This window comes from Exiguobacterium alkaliphilum 12/1 (genome assembly GCF_000714435.1).
Taxonomy (GTDB): Bacteria; Bacillota; Bacilli; order Exiguobacteriales; family Exiguobacteriaceae; genus Exiguobacterium; species Exiguobacterium alkaliphilum.
In genome coordinates this window covers 1-20,306 of sequence record NZ_JJMW01000019.1, presented here as the reverse complement: position 1 = coordinate 20,306, position 20,306 = coordinate 1, and the positions used below count along the sequence as shown (strand labels likewise).

Annotated in this window: 21 protein-coding genes; 5 read left to right on the top strand and 16 right to left on the bottom strand. The window is 52.0% G+C overall.

Translation table 11 applies throughout. From position 1 onward, the window contains the following. Positions 1-16: 16 nt before the first annotated feature. Together RT52_RS03005 and RT52_RS03000 are read right to left on the bottom strand one after the other, a co-directional pair. Entirely contained in the window at positions 17-280 is a 264-nt protein-coding gene (locus tag RT52_RS03005) for a DUF2129 domain-containing protein (protein ID WP_051622553.1), read from the bottom strand. Then, on the bottom strand, positions 264-716 hold the full coding sequence (locus tag RT52_RS03000) for a YlbF/YmcA family competence regulator (RefSeq protein ID WP_034815012.1): 453 nt from the start codon (positions 714-716) through the stop codon (positions 264-266). The genes RT52_RS03005 and RT52_RS03000 overlap by 17 nt, the downstream gene beginning before the upstream one ends. 111 nt (positions 717-827) lie before the next feature. Here RT52_RS03000 and RT52_RS02995 point away from each other — a divergent pair, with 111 nt between their 5' ends. Further along, positions 828-1,601 carry an ATP-grasp domain-containing protein gene (locus RT52_RS02995; RefSeq protein WP_245175456.1) on the top strand — a complete coding sequence of 258 codons (774 nt, stop codon included), beginning with the start codon at positions 828-830 and terminating at the stop codon, positions 1,599-1,601. 101 nt (positions 1,602-1,702) lie between these two features. After that, a complete protein-coding gene (locus tag RT52_RS02990) occupies positions 1,703-2,062 on the top strand; it encodes a YugN family protein (protein WP_034805655.1) in 360 nt (119 codons plus the stop codon). Positions 2,063-2,153: 91 nt separating this feature from the next. Here RT52_RS02990 and RT52_RS02985 read toward each other — a convergent pair whose 3' ends face one another. The 10 genes from RT52_RS02985 to cyoE all read right to left on the bottom strand — a co-directional run bounded on the left by RT52_RS02985 (position 2,154) and on the right by cyoE (position 10,399). Then, positions 2,154-2,645 carry a cysteine hydrolase family protein gene (locus RT52_RS02985; protein ID WP_034815008.1) on the bottom strand — a complete coding sequence of 164 codons (492 nt, stop codon included), beginning with the start codon at positions 2,643-2,645 and terminating at the stop codon, positions 2,154-2,156. A 416-nt stretch (positions 2,646-3,061) separates the two neighbouring features. Further along, on the bottom strand, positions 3,062-3,334 hold the full coding sequence (locus RT52_RS02980; protein WP_034815006.1) for a hypothetical protein: 273 nt from the start codon (positions 3,332-3,334) through the stop codon (positions 3,062-3,064). Between the two features lie 5 nt (positions 3,335-3,339). Beyond that, a complete protein-coding gene (locus tag RT52_RS02975) occupies positions 3,340-3,954 on the bottom strand; it encodes an SCO family protein (protein WP_034815004.1) in 615 nt (204 codons plus the stop codon). Between the two features lie 20 nt (positions 3,955-3,974). Further along, positions 3,975-4,436 (bottom strand): DUF420 domain-containing protein, encoded by a 462-nt coding sequence (locus tag RT52_RS02970; RefSeq protein ID WP_034805677.1) that lies wholly within the window; start codon positions 4,434-4,436, stop codon positions 3,975-3,977. A 23-nt stretch (positions 4,437-4,459) separates the two neighbouring features. Continuing rightward, positions 4,460-5,383 (bottom strand): cytochrome c oxidase assembly protein, encoded by a 924-nt coding sequence (locus RT52_RS02965; RefSeq protein ID WP_034815003.1) that lies wholly within the window; start codon positions 5,381-5,383, stop codon positions 4,460-4,462. A gap of 134 nt (positions 5,384-5,517) precedes the next feature. Then, the gene (locus tag RT52_RS02960; protein ID WP_034815002.1) at positions 5,518-5,847 is read right to left on the bottom strand and encodes a cytochrome C oxidase subunit IV family protein; all 330 of its coding nucleotides are present in this window, start codon (positions 5,845-5,847) and stop codon (positions 5,518-5,520) included. A 1-nt stretch (position 5,848) separates the two neighbouring features. After that, a complete protein-coding gene (locus tag RT52_RS02955) occupies positions 5,849-6,475 on the bottom strand; it encodes a cytochrome c oxidase subunit 3 (RefSeq protein WP_034815001.1) in 627 nt (208 codons plus the stop codon). Next, positions 6,476-8,314: a cytochrome c oxidase subunit I gene (gene ctaD, locus RT52_RS02950; protein WP_051622557.1), complete on the bottom strand. Its 1,839-nt coding sequence runs from the start codon at positions 8,312-8,314 to the stop codon at positions 6,476-6,478. Positions 8,315-8,382: 68 nt separating this feature from the next. Next, a complete protein-coding gene (gene coxB, locus RT52_RS02945) occupies positions 8,383-9,360 on the bottom strand; it encodes a cytochrome c oxidase subunit II (RefSeq protein ID WP_034815463.1) in 978 nt (325 codons plus the stop codon). Between the two features lie 109 nt (positions 9,361-9,469). Continuing rightward, positions 9,470-10,399, bottom strand: a complete 930-nt coding sequence (gene cyoE / locus RT52_RS02940) for a heme o synthase (RefSeq protein WP_034815000.1) — start codon at positions 10,397-10,399, stop codon at positions 9,470-9,472. 332 nt (positions 10,400-10,731) lie between these two features. On the opposite strand from cyoE, the gene RT52_RS02935 reads away from it, so the two are divergent. Next, positions 10,732-11,631, top strand: coding sequence for a COX15/CtaA family protein (locus tag RT52_RS02935; RefSeq protein WP_034814999.1), 900 nt, complete (start codon positions 10,732-10,734; stop codon positions 11,629-11,631). 70 nt (positions 11,632-11,701) lie between these two features. On the opposite strand, the gene RT52_RS02930 is transcribed toward RT52_RS02935, so the two are convergent. The 4 genes from RT52_RS02930 to RT52_RS02915 form a co-directional block, all read right to left on the bottom strand. Continuing rightward, complete coding sequence (locus RT52_RS02930; protein ID WP_034814998.1) at positions 11,702-13,057, bottom strand: cryptochrome/photolyase family protein; 1,356 nt, start codon at positions 13,055-13,057, stop codon at positions 11,702-11,704. 52 nt (positions 13,058-13,109) lie between these two features. Next, entirely contained in the window at positions 13,110-16,550 is a 3,441-nt protein-coding gene (locus tag RT52_RS02925; RefSeq protein WP_376778072.1) for a pyruvate carboxylase, read from the bottom strand. A 28-nt stretch (positions 16,551-16,578) separates the two neighbouring features. Then, entirely contained in the window at positions 16,579-17,814 is a 1,236-nt protein-coding gene (locus tag RT52_RS02920) for an FtsW/RodA/SpoVE family cell cycle protein (protein WP_034814996.1), read from the bottom strand. A gap of 87 nt (positions 17,815-17,901) precedes the next feature. After that, entirely contained in the window at positions 17,902-18,180 is a 279-nt protein-coding gene (locus RT52_RS02915; protein ID WP_034805704.1) for an Fpa/YlaN family protein, read from the bottom strand. 172 nt (positions 18,181-18,352) lie between these two features. Between RT52_RS02915 and RT52_RS02910 the strand changes: the two genes are divergently transcribed. After that, on the top strand, positions 18,353-18,820 hold the full coding sequence (locus RT52_RS02910; protein WP_034814994.1) for a hypothetical protein: 468 nt from the start codon (positions 18,353-18,355) through the stop codon (positions 18,818-18,820). Positions 18,821-18,917: 97 nt separating this feature from the next. Then, a complete protein-coding gene (locus tag RT52_RS02905) occupies positions 18,918-20,114 on the top strand; it encodes a multidrug efflux MFS transporter (protein ID WP_034815461.1) in 1,197 nt (398 codons plus the stop codon). Positions 20,115-20,306 lie beyond the last annotated feature (192 nt).

Below are 20,306 nucleotides of genomic sequence, written 5' to 3'. Positions count from 1 at the left end.
TTCATCTTGTTTCGTTTTATTTCTGTTTCGGCGCATACGTCTCGGCGATGAACGGCCGTTCGCTACGCACGACGTCCTCGACGAACGGCAACGCCCGCATTTGCTCGATGACCGCCTCGTGTCCGTCCAAGTCCGTATACAAAAAGGCATACTTCTCCCGTTTCGACACATAATACAAGTTCGCGTATCGTCTGAGCACTTTCACTTGTTTAAGCGACTGGACGTACACGACAAGGCCGATGCGTCCGTTCAGCTCAAACGAGTTAGACAGCACATCCACAGCTTCCGCCTCCTCCGCCACAGCTTCCTCCGCCGGAACAGCCACCCTCATCGAAGAACGGGTTGCCCGTCGGGACTTTTATTTTCGGGGATACGGAGTGGGCCAGTAAGCCGCTCACTTCCCCGAGCAGTTTGTCCAAATTCCGCTCCGCTTTCTTGAAAGCGGCCACTTCCGGTTGGACGTCGAGCCGACGCTTGACGAGATGCATCTCTTTTTTGATGCGGTCATGGTCCGGGTGATGTTTGCCGAACCGCTGCACGTACTCGTAATCTTCTTTCATGCGTAAAAACTCACGCTCTACGTCACGCGCCTCGTCTGACGCCAGGCGTGCCCGCTTCGTCGTGATATATGTTTGGAACGACTCGCTCGACTCAATCCATTCGGCCAACGTTTCGGCCTGGTCGAGAAGTGCGATCGTCTGTTCAGTGATAATCATGGCTTTCACCCTTTCTGACATGATTTTACCACAATTGATTCCCTCTGTGAGCAATCGGCTTTATAATTGAATGTGACTCATGCGTTCAGAACAGAAAGGAAGTGAATCACCGTGCCTGCACGGTGTCCGATGAAAAAAGTCTCGTTCAATATGATTCGCTCGGCCGGCATCATAACCGACTACGCGAAACCAGAATACTACTTTGACCAACTCGATAAAGTACGCGCCGCTGAACTCGTCTTGTTCCCCGAATATTGGATGGTCAATTCCATCATCTACGGTTTAAATAAACCGATTTATCCGTCTCCAGCGACGTATCACCTCGGCCACGATAAAATCGAGATGACGCGGGCGTTCAAGGCGACGTTCCCGGACCGCATCCCAAAGACCCTCATTTACGGAAAGAACGCGTACACGATTGAACGCGTGCTCGAGGAGTTCACCTACCCGTTCGTCGCCAAGACGGCAAAATCGTCGATGGGGCAAGGCGTCTGGCTCATCAAACAGGAGCAAGACTGGCTCGAGTATGTCGAGAAACACGATACGTTTTACGTACAGGAATACATCCCGAACGACCGTGACCTTCGCATCATCATCATCGGCGAAGACGTCGCCGGCGCCTACTGGCGTGTCAGCGAGGCGTTCCTAAACAACGTCGCCCAAGGCGCTCACTTCTCTTATGACGATATCCCGCAAGACGTCGTCGACGAAGTACTCGAGATTGCAAAGACGCTGCACATCAACCACGCGGCGTTCGATGTCATCGTCACCGCCGAAGGCTTTTATATCCTCGAGTTCAACGTCTTCTTCGGTTCAGAAGGCCTGATGCCGCTCGGAGTCCGCTTGGCAGAGAAGATTGACGCCTACCTCGAGACGCTTCGTTGACCGTTCATCTTTTTTTCACAATTTGAACACACGTTATTCCAACAATGTTTTTGGATATGATATGATGACATATGAGGTTTATTGAAAAAAGGGGGATTATGATGAAATTTGAGCAGTTCCACATCGAGGGAAAAGAGATCCGCTTCGGTTTGCTCGAGACGATCATGGATCATCATCATTTCATCCGTGAAGGCGCTTGGGACTACGAGCGTGCGACGTATGATATGAAATACGAGAAGCAATCGACGGGTGAGACGTTCTACCTTCGCTTACCGGTCTACGCGATTGAAGGCCAAATCGAGGACCGTCACGCTGTCGTAAAAATGTTGACACCGATTCTCGGGAAACACTATTACCCACACGGCGTCGAATATGACGAAGAGTTTCCGGAAGAGATTGTCCGCGACTGCGAGCGTCGCTTGACGGCTCTCGCCGACACATTAGAAGTCAAACCCCTTTAATCGTAAAGGGGTTTTTCATTTGAAGACATATGTCTGTCAACGAAAAAGGACCCCCTATAGAGTCCGTATCCCGTCATGTTCAACCCCCAAGTCAAGCAGGTAAGTCCTCCACTCGAATAATCTTGCAGCCTTTCCCTTCATAATACTGAATCATCTCGGCAATCTTCTTTTGATCATAACTTGTTATACAATCGGACAAGACTTGAACATCATAGTTTGATTTTCGCATGTTGTAACACGTCGACTTCACGCAGGCGATGGCATCCGCCCCGGTGATGTAGAACGTCTCGACTTCATGCTGCTCGATGAAGGTTGCGAACGCTTCGCTCGTTAACGCGTTTCCTTTATATTTCGTGAAGACGTGGTCAGACACCACCTTCAAGTCCGGGACGAGCTCGGCCCCGCGCGTACCCGTTTTAAACGTCCTCGTCCCTGCCGAGAGATTCTCATGACGGATGTAGACGACCGGCACGTCATGCTCGACGGCCCAATCAATCGAGTGATTGACGTTTTCAATCACGGTTTTGTAATTTTTCGTAATATCGTTTTGAAGATCAATGACGACTAACGCTTCTTTTCCCATCCTTCTTCCTCCTCGTTTCGAACAGATGTGCTGGTAGTCTTTTCTTTTCCTAATCATAACAGAGTTCACTTATGGAAAATATAGGTACAAAGAAAACAGGACTGCGTTGTTGCCCTCGAGCTGTGGATGAGACGAATCGTGACCTGCGATTTAGTTCGTCTTCTTTGGGTTCAATAATCCCGAGACGCACGGCCCGACAGAAAAATTGAAGAAACGCAAAGACGAGAGGCCGCACAAAGGCGGCCTCTCGCGGCGCTCATCCGACGGCGCCGTAGACAATAGCGAGCGGAGGGAGACCCGGCAGCGTTACCCGATGCGGCTCCCTGCTCGCCCTAAGAGCGGAGACGCCAAGAGGATGAGTGAAAACATTCTGTTCGTCAACAAACGGAGGACCGCAACGCGGCCCTCCGTTGTCGTTACGTCGCGATGACGTTCAACGTCACATCGACTTGCCCGAGCAACAAATCGAATTGATCTCGGATGTAACGGTACAACCGTTCCGCCTCTGCGAGCGAGAGCGGTGCGATCACTTGATAATCGTAGCGATCTTTCGACAAAGAAACGACTTTCACTTCAGCCAAGCCGAACTCGATTGCACTACATGCAATCAAATCCTCAATCGCCCGTTCCGCAATCGTCACATCTCCATACGAATAATCGTTCCCAATCACAGCCATCGTATCGTTCATCGTCTTCACTCCTTTTCAGCAACGAGCACGTTCACGTCCTCCATGATAGATTCTATATCGACCGGCTGATCTCCTGTCGTCGCCATTTGCGCGACGGCCCGCACGTCATGCTGTCGATCGACGATATACATCGTCGTGGCGTGCGTGACGAGCCCGCTGTTCGCCTTCGAATAATAGAATTGAAGCTGGCGCGTGATGCGGTCGATGTCCGCTTTCTCACCCGTCAACACTTTCCATCCTGTAGGTTCCGCTTGAAAGGCGGCACCGTAATTTTCAAGCACCGGTACCGTATCGACTTCCGGGTCGACCGTGATGGCGACGAGTTCGACATCGGTCCCATACAATCCGTCGGCCTTCAACTCTTGCTCGAGTTTCATAAAGTCCCGGAGCGTGAGCGGACAGATGTCCGGACAGTTCGTGTAAAAGAACGTAATCACTTTTACTTTCCCGTTGTCGGAGTTGTACGTCTCACCATCTAGTGCATTCGTGAGTGTGAACGGTGTCGGTTCTTGAATGACCGGCAAATCGTCCTGTTTAAAGAATAAGAAATAAGATGCGACGCCGATGGTGATTAGGACGGCTACCGTCAAACCGACCGTCATATAACTGTTCCGTTTCATCCTCATCCCCCTCTCTTGGGTCACCCTCCGATAATGGCGCGGAAGACGTTCGTCGTCTCACCCGGCTCGAACGCGACATAGAGGAGAACGTATACCGTGACACCGGTAATCGCCGTGAAGAACCAGACGACCGAGGCTTTCGGGGCAATCTTGCGGTGTTTTGCGACTTTGTTTTTATAACCGAGGTAGAGCGTGATCAAACCGAGCACGCCCCCCGTCGTCGCGAGTAAGATATGGAAAATCATGAACGCCAAATAATATGGTTTGATGCTGTCCGGACCGCCGAACGCCGTGTTGCCGACGAAGATGGTGCGTGACACGTAAAGAATGAAGAACGTCGTGGCGGCCACCGCTGCGGCCGTCATGACTTTTTTGTGCTTCTCGATGTCACGGCGGTCCCGTGCGATGATGACCCAGCCGATGGCGACTAAAATCGCGCTGAGCACAATGAATGAAACACTAATCAATGCAAGATAATTCATCGTTGTTTCCCCTTTGCCTTAACTCATTTTTTCTCTTGTTGCTCTTGCGGCGAGAACGACATGCCTTCCTCGAGCGCGAGCGACTTCGTCCGGCGAACCCAGCCAAAGAACGTCCAACCGAAGAAGAAGCCGTAGACGAGTTCTTGACCAAGCTTCATCAATACCCCGCCGAAGCGTTGGTCTTCTAGCGCACTATTCGTCGCACCCATGAGCGCGTTCAAATCGAGTCCTGACACGTCGCCGTTCGGCATACAGTAGCCGAGTACTGTCGCGAACGTCTCGACGTCCGTGTACGCATCGTAAAGGATATTATGACTAAAGATGATGAGCGCACATGCGGGCGTCAAAAGCACCCCGTTGGCGATGATGTATACCATCCGTTTCAAATCGGACATGCCTTCTTCTTCCTCTGAGAGGAACGGTGCGATCACCGGATACCACATCGTCAAACTGAAGACGAGGAGCGCACCGTGGAAAATACGGTGGACTTCATAATTCGTCAACACGTAATCGAAGATGAATGGCATATGATACAACGTGAATAACGCGTTGAACAAGATGAGCGCGATGAGCGGCTTCGTCATGAACTTGAGTGTCGGCCCAATCACTTTATAGCTAAATAATTTTTCAAATACCCAATACGGCAACCCGTAGACGACGAGCGCCGGTGCGAGCACGTAGACGAGCACCATTTGGAACATATGCACCGAGAAGATGATGTGCGCGAGCACGTCGACCGGGCTTCCGAATCCGATGTAATACAAAACGATGGCAAATAGCATACTGAACTTTTGCAACAACGTGGTCGACTCATATCCCCGCTTCGCCATTTTCTCTGTGACGACCGCGTACAGGACGTACAGTCCTACCATGAGCAATCCGAAGAATGGACTCCAAAGCGTCATCCAATCGAACTGCCTGAGTAGCTCTGATGTATTCCAGAGCATCCCTTCACCCCTTTTCTCTCTCTCCCAAACCGATGAAACCGTTCACTTCAAGATTACTATTCCTTTATTTTTGAAGTAAAGCAAAAAGGACCGAATCATCTGTGTTTCCACAGATGTTCAATCCTTTGTCACATTTACCAAATGAGCAAACGAAGTGCCGCTACCGTGATGACGGCGACAAAAATGCCGAGCCACATCATCCCAACGATCCATGTGTTACCACGGTTGTTCATATGCATGAACATGTACAACTGCAAGAACACTTGAATGATGGCGAGGATAATCAAGAAACCACCCGCCGCCCACACCGGCATGAGTTCAGCGTACACAGCGCCGAACGCTAGGAATGTGAGTAAAATCATCATGGCGAAACTGATCAACTGGAGCTGATATTCGCGTTTCGACTCGGCTTTTACTTCGAGCTCTAACTGCTTGTGCGATTCGTTCATTGGACGTTTTTCCATATTAGCTCACCATCCCTAGGAGATAGACGATCGAGAAGATGAAAACCCAGACGACATCGATGAAGTGCCAATACAGGCTCGACACATAAAACTTCGGTGCGTTGTACACATCGATTGGACGGTTCCAGTTCCGGATGAGAAGCGTCCCAATCCAGAATAGACCGAACGTGACGTGCGCGCCGTGGAATCCGACGAGCGTGTAGAACGCTGAACCGAACGCGCTCGACGTGAACGTATGACCGATATGGTAGTAGTGAATGAACTCGTAAATCTCAGCTGCAAGGAAGCCCGCACCGAGAACGAGCGTGACGATCAACCAGAACTTCATGCGGCCAGGGTTGTTCGCTTTCATATTCATCATCGCGAGCACGCTCGTAAGCGAACTCGTGAGGAGGAGCATCGTCATGAAGAAGACGAGCCCCATCTCAAAGATATTGTACGAGCGGAGTTCCTCTGGCGCACCAGAGTTCAATAGGCCGACATACGTTCCGAATAGCGAGGCGAAGAGAACGGTCTCTCCACCAAGGAAGAACCAGAAGGCCACATATTTATTTTTCCCATCCAGCGTGGCTTTCTCTGGATTGGCCGGAAGGCCGGTTACCGGGTGTTTTTCAACTGCATGTGCCATTTATTGTTCTCCTTTCTCACGAATCGCTTTCAAATCCGCTTCGACTTGTGATTTTGGAATGTAGTATCCGTGATCGTCGATCCATGAACGGAGGAACATCGATACGAATGTCATGAGTAAACCGAATGCGATGAGCGACCAACCGATGATCATGTTGTCCTTTTGGAAAATCGCGCCAAGACCGGCGATGAACAGTCCAAGTGACATGAAGAACGGAATCAACGAGTTGTTCGGCATGTGAATGTCTGTCACCGGTTCAGAGACAGACACCCGTTTGTTGCCAGCCATCTTCTCGAGCCAGAACGTATCGAGACCTTTGACGAGTGGCGTTTGCGCGAAGTTGTACTCTGGCGTCGGCACGGGAAGTGTCCACTCCAATGTACGACCGTCTTCCCAATGGTCTGGTTTGACAACTTGTTTCGACATGAATGCTTTCACGACTGCGACGAGCAAGATGATCGTCGACACACCCATGAAGAAGGCACCGATTGTCGACAGTAAGTTCATCGTTTCAAACCCTTGGTTCGGAAGGTATGTGAAGACGCGGCGTGGCATCCCGAACAATCCGAGGAAGTGTTGAGGGAAGAACGTCAAGTGGAAGCCAATAAAGAACAACCAGAACTGCCAATAGCCGAGCTTCTCAGAGAGTGCCTTACCGAACATGAGCGGGAACCAGTAGTAAAGTCCAGCAAACAGTCCGTAGACGACCCCACCTACGATTACGTAGTGGAAGTGAGCGACAACGAAGTAACTATCATGGTACTGATAATCCGCCGGTGCAACCGAGAGCATGACCCCTGTCATCCCTCCGACGAGAAACGATGGAATGAATGCGACCGAATAAAGCATCGCGACGTTGAACTTAATTTGGCCGCCCCATAGCGTGAACAACCAGTTAAAGATTTTAACCCCGGTCGGGACAGCGATCGCCATCGTCGCGACCGCGAAGATTGAGTTGGCAACCGGTCCGAGACCGACTGTGAACATATGGTGGACCCAAACCATGAATCCTAAGAACCCGATGAGCATCGTCGCAAATACCATCGTCGTGTAACCGAAGAGGCGTTTACGTGCGAACGTCGGGATGATTTCCGAGAAAATACCGAAAGCCGGTAAAATCAAAATGTATACTTCCGGGTGACCGAAAATCCAGAAGAGGTGTTCCCAGATGATGACGTTTCCGCCCATCGCCGGGTTGAAGTAAACGGCTCCGAACAGTCGTTCGAACATCAACATGAACAATCCGACCGTAAGTGGCGGGAATGCGAAGACGATCAAAGCCGAAGCGACGAACGTCGTCCATGTGAAGAGCGGCATGCGCATGAGCTTCATGCCCGGTGCACGCATGTTTAAAATCGTGACGAGGAAGTTAATCCCGGCCATGAGTGAACCAAAACCTGAAATTTGAAGACCGAGCGCATAGAAGTCAACGCCCGTCGCTTCCGGTTGTGTCGAGAGCGGCGCATAAGCCGTCCACCCTGCGTTCGGTGCAGCGCCGAAGAACCAGCTCAAGTTGAGCATGACGCCACCGAAGAAGAACAACCAGAATCCAAGTGAGTTAATGAACGGGAACGCGACGTCGCGTGCCCCGATTTGAAGCGGTACGACGGCGTTCATGAAACCGAAGAGCATCGGCATCGCCGCTAGGAAAATCATCGTCGTTCCGTGCATTGTGATCAATTGGTTAAACGTCTCACCGCTGACGAAGTCGTTCATCGGACGAACGAGTTGCCAACGAATGAGTAACGCTTCAATTCCACCGAGAAGGAGGAAGAAAATCCCTGAGAACAAATACAAAATACCGATCTTTTTGTGGTCAACCGTCGTAATCCAGTCCATAAGGCCATTGTATTTACGCGATTGCTGCAATGCAGTGGTCTGTGCCACGTGAAATCCCCCTTTTCCCGTTAGTCAATCTTCTGATCGTACAAGAAGTCAACGAGTGCGTCTAACTCTTCATCACTGATTTGGCCTTCCGTGAAGCCAGGCATGAGCGCGCCTTGTTTCAAGCTTTGCGGGTCACGAATCCATTGCTTCAACTCTTCCTCGTTGTTCTCGAGGTAGCCAGCCAACCATTCGCGATCCCCATAGTTCGTCAAACTCGGCGCAACTTTCCCACCACCGTGACAGCTCAAGCAGCTCTCGACGTATACGGCTTCGCCGACTGTGAGATTTTCGTTGTTCGCTGTGAGGCGTTCCGCATCTTCATCTTGCTTCGCTTTCATGTCCTCAAGCCATTGATCGTAATCCGCTTGATCGAGCGCGATGACTTTAAAGTCCATGAGTGCGTGTGACGGACCGCAAAGCTCGGCACACTTCCCGTAAAACGTACCTGGTTCGTTTGCATGGAGCCACATTTCGTTGTCGAGTCCAGGGTTCGTATCCGTTTTACCAGACAATGCCGGAACCCAGAACGAGTGAATGACATCTTTTGACGTCAAGTTGATGCCGACACGCTTGCCTGTCGGGATGACGAGTTCTTGACCAGTGACGACGCCCGCGTTCGGGTACTCGAATTCCCACCAATAAAGGTTCGCCGTGACGTTGATTTCTTCTTCTTTTTTCGCTTCTTTCGCTTTCGCGAGTTCGACGGTCGTCGTGATCGTCGGGACAGCGAGAATGATAAGCAAGATGATTGGAACGACTGTCCAAATCAATTCGAGTGTACTGCTTCCTTCTACCTGTTTCGGAATCGAATCATCTTTCCGACGGAATTTCATAAGGACGTACACGTGAATAACCGTAACGATGACGAGTACGAAGAGCATGATTGCCAAACTGATGAGAATGATGCGAAGCTGAATCTCAGCCCCTTCTCCCATCGGCCGCAATGCAGACAATCCCTCAACGCCACACCCTGATAACAGGAGTGCAAACATCATCATCGGGACGATTCCAAACAGAAGCTTCTTAAATGATTTCACAACAATCCCCACTTTCTCCCAAAATGATGTGCAAAAGTATCTATATAGTGAGTGCGATTAAAACTTGCCGTCACGATGAAGGCAATGCCGTCAACATGAGGGCGACAATCCACACGACTAAATAAATTAATGAATAAAAGAACATTTTATTGGCCCACTTGATTTCGTCATCGGCTTTAAACCCTTTCAAACCGAGATACAACCAGTACCCCCCGAGTACGGCCGCGATAATCACGTAGACTGTACCGTAGTGCATGAAGAGAAGCGATGCCGGAATGAGCGTCGCGATCCACCAAATGATTTGGCGTTTCGTAATGGCGAATCCGTTCACGACAGGTAGCATCGGGATGCCAGCTGCGCGATATTCCTCGACGCGACGCATCGCGAGCGCGAGGAAGTGCGGCGGTTGCCACAAGAACATGACGAGGAACATAAGCCACGCATCGATATGAAGCGCCGGGTCGATTGCTGCCCATCCGATAAGCGGTGGGACCGCTCCCGAAATGCTACCAACGACCGTGTTCAACGTGTGCGTACGTTTCAGCCACATCGTATAGATGACGACATAAAAAAATGCCCCGATTAAACCGAATACTGCTGCCACATACGACACAATCAAAAGCATGAATGTCCCGACCGCGAGTTGCGTCAATCCGAGGAGTAAAATACGTTCTCCTGAAATTTTCCCGGTGACACTCGGTCGATTGTCCGTACGTCCCATCAAGTAATCGATATCACGGTCCACGAAGTTGTTTAGGTAACAACTCCCGGAGATGACGAGTGCGCTGCCTAACATGGTTAATAAGAGCTGCGGCCATACTTCAAATAAATAAAGTACGGGCGTATCGCTCTGGTATGTTGCTGCTACGAAGAAACCGGCGAACACTAACAACAAGTTAGCACGGACGATTCCCATTTTTGCGAGAGCAACATAGTCACGGAACGAGGCGGATTCTGTATATTCTACTTCTGCCATCATTCCTGGGTTGACTTTTGTCATACTGACCCCCCCACATAATCACGAAATCCTCGTATTCTTTTCACAAAAAAAACACAATATAAGCAAAGTACACCTAACTCATAACAAAGATACCATATTTTTAAAAAGAATACGTCGTTTATGCTTGTAAAATAGCGAGTTTTTTGTGACGAACGTGTGATAATTGTCACACCAAAAAACCATTACTAATACTAGAATAGCGATTTTGATAGCGATTGCAAGCTTTTCCGTTTCGTTTTTTGGATCGAAACCCGTATAATAAGTATGGCGAAAAAAATAACAACTTACAAGGCGCAATTGTCGTGATTTTTCTCAAAAGCAGGTGGTAACGAATGCATAAAAAACTCGCACTCTTCTCTGGGTTTGTCACCCTCGGGATGATGCTCGTCCTCATCATGGGTGGAACCGTGACGAAGACGGACTCGGGTGACGGCTGCGGCACGGACTGGCCGCTCTGTCACGGAAAACTGATTCCGACGAACCCGAGCATCGAGACGATGATTGAATACAGTCACCGGGTCGTCTCCGGGATTGAAGGGCTTCTCATCATCGCCTTGACGATTTGGACGTTCGCGGTCGTGAAAAACCGCTTCGACGTCAAAGTGTTCGCGTTCCTCGCGTTCATCTTCATGTTGATTCAGTCGATCATCGGAGCCGGTGCCGTCATCTGGCAACAGTCGGATGCGATTCTCGCCCTCCATTTCGGCATCTCGCTCGTCTCGTTCGCATCCTTACTCATCTTGACGATTCTTTTATTTGAGGGTGAGCGGGTTCATAAGACCGTGTCTGAAAAATTAAAGATCCATCTGTACGGCTTGACGATTTACACGATGGTCGTCGTCTACACCGGCGCTTACGTCCGTCACCTCGGCGCCACGTACTCATGCGTCGGCTGGCCGATTTGCGCACAAGAAGTGTGGACATTCGAATCCTGGGTCCAAATGGGCCACCGTGCCATGGCCGCGTTGCTCGTTTTCTATACGCTATACGTCCTGTACTTGGCACGCCGGGAGACGAACCGTCTCGTTGAACGTGGCATGTGGGCCTCGCTCTTCTTCATCATGCTGCAAGTCGGCACTGGCGCTTGGATCGTTCTCGGCGGGCACGCGACTTACGTGCCGCTCCTTCACGCCTTCTTGATCACGTGCTATTTCGGGATTATCTCCTACTTGGCGTATCATGCGTATCGGGCCCAAGCGAGTCATGATGCCTCGAAACAAAACATCAGCTAATGCGTAAACGGACCAAGTCGCTTTTGCGACCTGGTCCGTCTCTGGCCTTCCGTCTATTCGGGAGGCTTTTTTATTGCGCGTCTTTAAAGCGTTCGAGCGCCCTTGCCCGTGCTTCTTTATGGTCGACAATCGGGTCGACGTACCCGTCCCGTTCGCTTGCATCAGGGAAATGAATCGCCTTCGCGTCGAGATGGTCCAGCTCAGGCACAAACTTCCGGATGAACGTCCCGTCTTTGTCGAACTTCTCCGACTGCGTCGTCGGGTTAAAGATGCGGAAGTACGGTACGGCGTCCGTTCCGACTGAGGCGGCCCATTGCCATCCGCCGATGTTCGAGGCGGCCTCATAGTCGATCAACTTCTGTTCAAAGTAGCGTTCACCTTTACGCCAATCGATGAGCAAATGTTTTGATAAGAACGAGGCGACAATCATCCGTAAACGGTTGTGCATCCAACCCGTCTCGTTCATTTGGCGCATCGCCGCATCGACGATCGGATAACCGGTCTCCCCTCGGCACCAGCGGTCGAACTGTTCGTCGTTGTCCTCCCAGTCGAGGTGTTTATACTTGTCGTTGAACGGCCGATCTTTCAGCCCTGGGAATTGGACCATAATCATGTAGTAGAACTCGCGCCACAACAGTTCATCGTAATACGTGTCACGTCCTTTCGACTTCGGTGCCGACAAGACGGCGTCGGCGACGGTCCGAATCGATAAGACGCCGGTCCGTAAATACGGGGACAGACGGCTCGTCCCGGCGATGGACGGAACGTCACGGTCCTCGTCATACTGGTTGATCCGTTCGTTCACGAAGTCGGTCAACCGGCGTTTCGCAGCCGTCTCCCCGAGCGCTTTCCATTCCCGCTCGCACCGGTCGAACTGCTTCTTCAGTTCAGGCGGTACCTCGTTTTTTGACGTCACAAGTCGTTTCAAACGGTCACGACTCACTTCATACGGTTTTGGCGGCACCTCTTCATAGGCCGCCTTTTTGAACGGAGTGTACACTTTATAGGGATCACCGTCTTTTTTCGTGAAGGCGTTCGGTGCGAACAAGTGTCGATCGAGCAACCGGACGACGAGCACCTCATCCCCGAGTAACTTGATGACGTTGTCGTCCCGTTGTTTGAACGGCTCGACATACTCCGCATTGAAGTAAAGCGCCCCCACCGCTCCGAGTTGGTCGACAAAATCATCTTCCGTCTCGGCCACAATCACATGAAGCCCGAGGTCGCGTTCTTCTAATTCGTCCATGAAACGCTTCATCGTCGAGAAGTAATAGTCATGCCGCGTATCGAACGGGTCGCAGTATTTCGGATTCAGCCAAAACACGAACGCCACTTCATCGCCTTCCTCCGCGTCTTTCAAGACACGATGCAACATATGGTTGTCATGCAACCGAAAATCGGACCGGAACCAACAAACTCGTCTCATCTTTCCCTCTCCCATCTAAAAAAGAAGCATAGCCATGCTATGCTTCTTCCCATTATACAAACTCAATTAACAAGTCGTCACTTTGGATTGTGTCGCCTTCCTTGATGTGGATCGCTTTAATCTCCCCGTCTTGGGCGGCTTGGACGGTCGTTTCCATCTTCATCGCTTCCGTGACAAGCAGTTGCTCCCCGCGGTGGACACGGCTACCCGGTTCGACGAGTACTTTCAACACTGAGCCCGGCATCGACGCCCCGACTTGTTTCGGGTTCGTCCGGTCGACTTTCGGACGGCTCGTCGTCGCCGATTTTACGTTCACGTCTTTAATCTCGATTTCACGCGGTACCCCGTTCATCTCGTACGAGACGAGACGGATGCCATCCTCGTTCGGCGCACTCACCTGGACGAGCTTGATGATGAGCGTTTTCCCTGTCTCAATCTCGACTTGAATCGTCTCACCGACGTTCAATCCGTAGAAGAACGTTAACGTGTCGAGCACCGAGACGTCACCGTACGTGTTCGTATGTTTGACGTAGTCGTCATACACTTTCGGATAAAGCGCATGGGCGAGCAACTCGAAGTCTGTGACCGGACGTTCGAACTTCTCGAACAGCTCCGTCCGCGCCGCTTCGAAATTATACGGTTCAATCAACTTGCCAGGACGAACCTCGAGCGGGTTCTCCCCTTTCAAAATCGCTTGTTGCACATCGGTCGGGAAACCACCTGGAGGCGTCCCGAGCTCGCCACGCATCATCTCGACGACCGAATCCGGGAAGTCGAGTTGGTGGCCACGGTCAATCACATCTTGTTCATTCAAGTCGTGTTGGACCATGAAGAGCGCCATGTCGCCGACAACTTTCGACGACGGGGTCACTTTGACGATATCTCCGAACAACATGTTCACCCGGGCGTACATCGCCTTCACTTCACCCCAGCGGTCGCCGAGACCGACGGCTTTCGCCTGCTGTTGCAAGTTCGAGTACTGGCCGCCCGGCATCTCGTGCTCATACACGGATGGATGCGGCGCGCGCATATCGCTCTCGAACGGCTCGTAGTTGTGGCGCACGTCTTGCCAGTAGTCGCTGATGACCTCGTAATGTTTCACATCGACTTTCGGCTGGCGTTCGTGATGGTCGAGCGCATAGATCAAACTGCCACCTGAAGGTTGCGACGTCATCCCTGACATCGAGCTAGCGGCGACGTCGACGATATCGACACCTGCATCCGTCGCCCGCGCGTACGTGAAGATCCCGTTGCCGGAAGCATCGTGCGTGTGCAAGTGGATTGGTAAATCGACGGCGTCTTTCAATGCCGAGACGAGCGCGTACGCGGACTCTGGCTTCAAGAGACCCGCCATATCTTTAATCGCCAAGATGTGGGCGCCGCTCGCTTCGAGTTGCTTCGCAAGGTCGACGTAATACGGCAAGTGATACTTCGGACGGTTGCCGTCGTACAAGTCACCCGTATAACAGATGGCCGCCTCGGCGACTTTCCCAGTCGGAAGTGTCGCATCGATGGCGAGTTGAATCGATTCGATATTGTTCAAGCTGTCGAAGATGCGGAAGACGTCGACACCGGCATACGCCGCCTCGTGCACGAACTTCTCGATGACGTTGTCGGCATAGTTTTTATAGCCGACGGCGTTCGCCCCACGTAAGAGCATTTGAATCAAGACGTTCGGCATCCGTTCACGCAGGCGCATGAGTCGGACCCATGGGTCTTCTGACAAGAAACGGTACGCCACATCGAACGTCGCCCCGCCCCACGCCTCGACCGAGAACAGTTCCGGCATGAGCTTGCTCGTCGGCTCCGCGATATTTAAGATGTCTTGCGTGCGCATCCGGGTCGCGAGGAGCGACTGATGGGCGTCGCGCATCGTCGTATCGGTCAATAACAGCTCAGGCTGACGTTTGACCCAATCGGCGAGACCGGTCGGACCGAGCTCCGTCAAGATTTGTTTCGAGCCCGGCTTCGCCTCGGCCGGAAGGTCGTGCGGAATCCGGACCGAGCGACTGATCGGTTTGTCTTTCAATCCGACGCCCGGGAATCCGTTCACCGTGACGTCGCCGATATAGTTGAGTAACTTCGTTCCACGGTCTTTCCGTTTCGGGAAGACGAACAGTTCCGGCGTCTCATCGATGAACGACGTGTTATAGTCACCGCTAATAAAGTTCTGGTGCTTCATCACGTTAATCAAGAACGGGATGTTCGTCTTGATGCCGCGAATCCGGAACTCGTTCAAGTTACGGACCATCTTCGAAGCAGCTTGTTCGAACGTCATCCCATGCGTCGACAACTTGACGAGGAGCGAGTCATAATATGGTGAGATTTCAGCCCCGACATAAGCGTTCCCGCCGTCAAGGCGAACCCCGAAACCGCCCGGTGAACGATATGCCATGATCTTCCCGGTGTCCGGCATGAAACTGTTGGCCGGGTCTTCTGACGTGACGCGCGATTGAATCGCGAAACCGAGCAACTTGATATCTTCTTGCTTCGGCATGTGAATCATTTCACCGTGGAGCGACTCGCCTTGCGCGATCATGAGTTGCGTTTGGACGATATCGAATCCGGTCACCATCTCGGTGATTGTATGCTCGACTTGGATGCGCGGATTGACCTCGATGAAGTAGAACGACTCGTCTTCTGTGACGAGGAACTCGACCGTCCCGGCGTTCACGTAGCCGACATGGCGCATCAGCTGGACGGCCGCGTCGCAAATCGCTTGGCGCGACTCTCCCGAGAGCGTCACACACGGTGCGACTTCGACAACTTTTTGGTGACGGCGCTGGACCGAGCAGTCGCGCTCGAACAAGTGGATGATGTTACCGTGGTCATCACCGAGGATTTGGACCTCGATATGTTTTGGTCGTTCGACCAGTTTCTCTATGTACACTTCGTCCGAACCGAACGCTTGCTTCGCTTCTGACTTGGCACGTTCAATCAAATCTTTCATCTCGGCTTCTGAACGGATGACACGCATCCCCCGTCCGCCTCCGCCCATCGCGGCTTTGACCATGAGCGGGAAACCGTGCTCGTTTGAGAACGCCAAGGCGTCTTCATATGATGTGAGCGGCCCATCTGAACCCGGAATGACCGGAAGCCCGGCCGCAATCGCATTTTGACGGGCGCGCACTTTGTCGCCGAACGCATGCAAGTGGGATTCGTTCGGCCCGACAAAGATGATGCCTTCTTCGCGGCAACGACGTGCGAGTTCAATGTTCTCCGACAAGAAGCCGTAGCCTGGGTGAATCGCGTCAGCCCCCGACTGTTTCGCGATTCGAATCACGTCCTCGATATCGAGGTACGCATCAATCGGCTTTTTATCTAGACCGACCAAGTACGCTTCGTCCGCTTTAAAACGGTGTAACGACCCGCTGTCTTCTTGTGAATAGATGGCGACAGTGCGCATCCCTAACTCTGTGGCGGCACGAAATACGCGAATGGCGATTTCCCCACGGTTGGCTACTAGTAATTTGCTAATTGGTTTCAAATGAATTCCCCCCATTAAAGTAGTCCTTTCAGTCTTACCTTACTACATGCAACGACGAGCTTTGAACGTTTTCTGCTGACTTTTCTCGAATCTCAGCCCGTCTCGTCGCTTCGCGATGCCGGTTTCGCATCGAGATGCTACTCAATACGCCGAGGATGCCCATCGTCATGATGAGTGACGTCCCCCCGTAACTGACGAGCGGAAGCGTGACCCCGGTACCCGGGAACCAGCCCGACATCGCCCCGATATTGATGGCCGTTTGCACCATCAGCTGGGCCGCAATCCCGAACGAGACGAACATGGCGAAATGGTTGTCCGAATGGTTGGCGATGTTGATGGCCCGGAACGCGATGAAAAAGAGTAGCGTCAAGACGGCGAGCACGCCGACAAAACCGAGCTCTTCCGCGATGATCGACATAATATAGTCCGTCTCCGGCTCCGGCAAGTACCCGTACTTCTGATAACTGTTGCCGAGCCCGACGCCCGTCAAGCCCCCATGGACGATGGAGATGATCGACATGAGCAACTGATGTCCGTAACCTTCCGGGTCCATGAACGGATTGAACACGACGTCGACGCGACTCACTTGGTTATCGGTGAAGACGAACGTATACATCGCATAGACGAAGCCGATTCCCGCCAAGATTGCCGGGACGATAATCCGAAGCGGTGAGCCGACAGCGAGCCACATCATGAACATGATGGCCCCGAGGACGAACAGCCCCCCATGGTCCGGCTGTCCATTGATGGCGATGGCGTACGGTAGGAAAAAGTAAATGATCGGAATCAAGAAGAATGCGCCGATTTGAGCACGCCACCCTTTTTTGACGATGGCGGCCCGTCCGATTCGGCCCGGGAGACCTTTGAGGTCATCGTTCCACAGGCGGTGATAATAGTTCGCCAAGAGCAAGATGAGCGCGAACTTGGCGATCTCGACCGGTTGCATCGTGAAGCCGCCGACGACGAGCCACGCCCGAGCCCCGTTTAGTGGCGGCATCGCCCATGTGACGAACAACAGGATGACCGTTAACGCATACAGCCCATACAGGATATGTGGTTTCCGGAAGTTCTCATAGCGGAATAGCGTCGCCACCAAATAGACGACGATCCCGATTCCGGCGTAGACGAGCTGTCGGTAAAACAGACCACTATTCGCATAATCCCCGCGGTTCCACACACTGGCACTGTAAATCATGACCGAGCTGATGCCAACGAGCATGAGCACGGCGATAAACAACGTAAAATCAAAATACTGAAATCTCGTTTTCATCTGTTCACTTCCTTATGTACAGCAATCCGATTGACCATTATAAAAAAATACTCAAACAGCGCCGCTTGCACAGTTTGAGTATAAGGTTCATAGTTCTGAAGCTTCCGCGAGCGCGGATAACTTTTGTTCCAATGAATCGAGCAGTCCTTTACCTTCAATGTCTGAAATGAGTCCAAGACGGACCGCGAAATCAATTTGGCGTGATAGACCGAACATATGTGTATCAAGCACCTCTTCATAAAGCGGGCACTTCGGCATTTTTAGGTTTTCTAACTGCACTTCAATCAAACAACGGATTTTCTCCGCATCGGCTTCAAGTAATTGAAGCGCTTGCTCCCGTTGGACTGCAGCCAAATTTGTCGCCACTACGACCCCTCCTCCGTACAATGACAGACTGTTTGTCATAACTCAACTGTACATTATATTTCATCATAATTCAATGAACAGTCGTGATTCAAAGCGAGTTTCTGTCTTGTTCCCAAATTGATGCCAAACCTTGTATAATGAACAGTGTATCGTGAATAAAGGGGGACTACCAATGATTTTTCCGTTGGACGGGGCCGTGCGTCACGCGTTGACGATCGACCCGACCGTTTGGATTTTTGACGAACGCAAGCGAAATGTCGAAGCACTTGATTCTGAACTCGAAAGCGATCAGGACGCCTACTATGCCAAAATGGGGAAGGCATGGGACGAGGGACTGACCCAAGGCGCTCGGATTGACCACAACAAGCCGATGTCACGCGCCGATAAAGATGCTGCGCTCCGCGACTCGTTCGCCATGCCGTTCGCTCCGTTTTTGCAAAACGCCGAACCGCTCACGACGGCGACCCACGTCAGCTTTTACGGGGAGACGACGTTGACGCTTTCGCTCGCAGAAGCGCGCACCGTCTATCTTCAGTTCTCAAAAGACGGGAAAGTGCTCGATGACGGACCCGTATACGTGCTGTATGACAATCAATGTGTCCGCTCGGTCGACCATATCGTCGTCCGGAGCAATGGATGAGGAGGCTTCGGCCTTCTCTTTTTTTTTAGACTTTTTACTTCATAAAGTGTAAGATATACCGTATGTAGAATATGATGGAAAGGAAGTGACGCTCACGGTGCCACTGTGGAAAAAGAATCTACTCATCGTTTGGCTCGGGAGTTTCTTGACGGCCGCTTCGATGAGTCTCGTGTTGCCGTTCCTGCCGCTCTTCATTGAAGAGCTGGGTGTGCACGACCCGGACGACGTCGTCACGTGGTCGGCCATCGCGTTCGGTGCCACGTTCCTCGTCGCCGCAATCGTCTCCCCGCTGTGGGGACGGCTCGCCGACCAAAAAGGGCGCAAGTTGATGCTCATCCGGGCAAGCCTCGGGATGGCAACGGTCATGACGCTCATCAGCTTCGTCCAAGACGTCTATCAGCTCGTCGGGCTTCGGCTCTTGATGGGTGCCGTCTCCGGGTTCATCTCGGCCGGCATCACGCTTGTCGCTTCACAAACACCAAAAGAGAAAAGTGGCTGGGCGCTCGGTACGTTGTCGACCGGCGGCATCACCGGTGGTCTCCTCGGTCCGTTGATTGGCGGACTGCTCGCTGACTGGGTTGGGCTTCGATCCGTTTTTCTCTTTACCGGAAGCGCGCTCTTCTTGACGTTCCTCATCACGCTCGTCTTCGTCAAAGAAGACTTCGTGCCCGTGGCGCGCGAAAAACTCGATTCGACGAAATCGATTATCCGCTCCGTGCGTCACCCGCAATTGATTCTCAGCTTGTTTCTCACGACGTTCTTAATCACGTTCTCGACACAATCGATCGGTCCGTTGTTGACGCTATACGTCCGCGAGTTGAACCCATACACGACGTCGCTCGCATTTCTTGCTGGAATCGTCGCCTCGGCCCCGGGAGTCGCCGCCCTGATTTCGGCGCCGCGGCTCGGCCAATGGTCGGACCGATTCGGCGCGGAACGCATCTTGTTTTGGGCGCTCATCGTCTATAGCGCGCTCCTCATCCCACAGGCGTTCGTCACATCGACAACACAGCTCGTCTTCTTGCGCTTCGGTCTCGGGTTCGCGACAGCGGCGCTCCTGCCGTCCGTACAGTCGTTGCTGCGGCAACATACGCCGAGCTTCGCCACAGGTCGAATCTTCTCATACAATCAGTCCGCCCAGTTTATGGGGAACTTGCTCGGTCCGTTGTTCGGATCTCAAATCGTCGTCCATTTTGGATTTTCGGCTTTGTTCGTCGTCACCGGGCTCATCATGTTGATGAACGCATTTTTAGAGAAATCAAACGTTCGTTCACTTGTTGCAAAGCCAAAATAAAACGCCGAACGTTAACTCGGCGCAGGATGTTGACGAACCAAATCGCCCCTTGCGATTTGATTCGTCTTTTTTGTGTTCAACGAGTTCAATCTACTCACCCCGACACGGAATGGATGACGTACGATGTCGACGTTCGTTTCGGCTATCATGGCGACAGAAATAGAAAAACGGCCGTCAGATGGCGACCGTTTG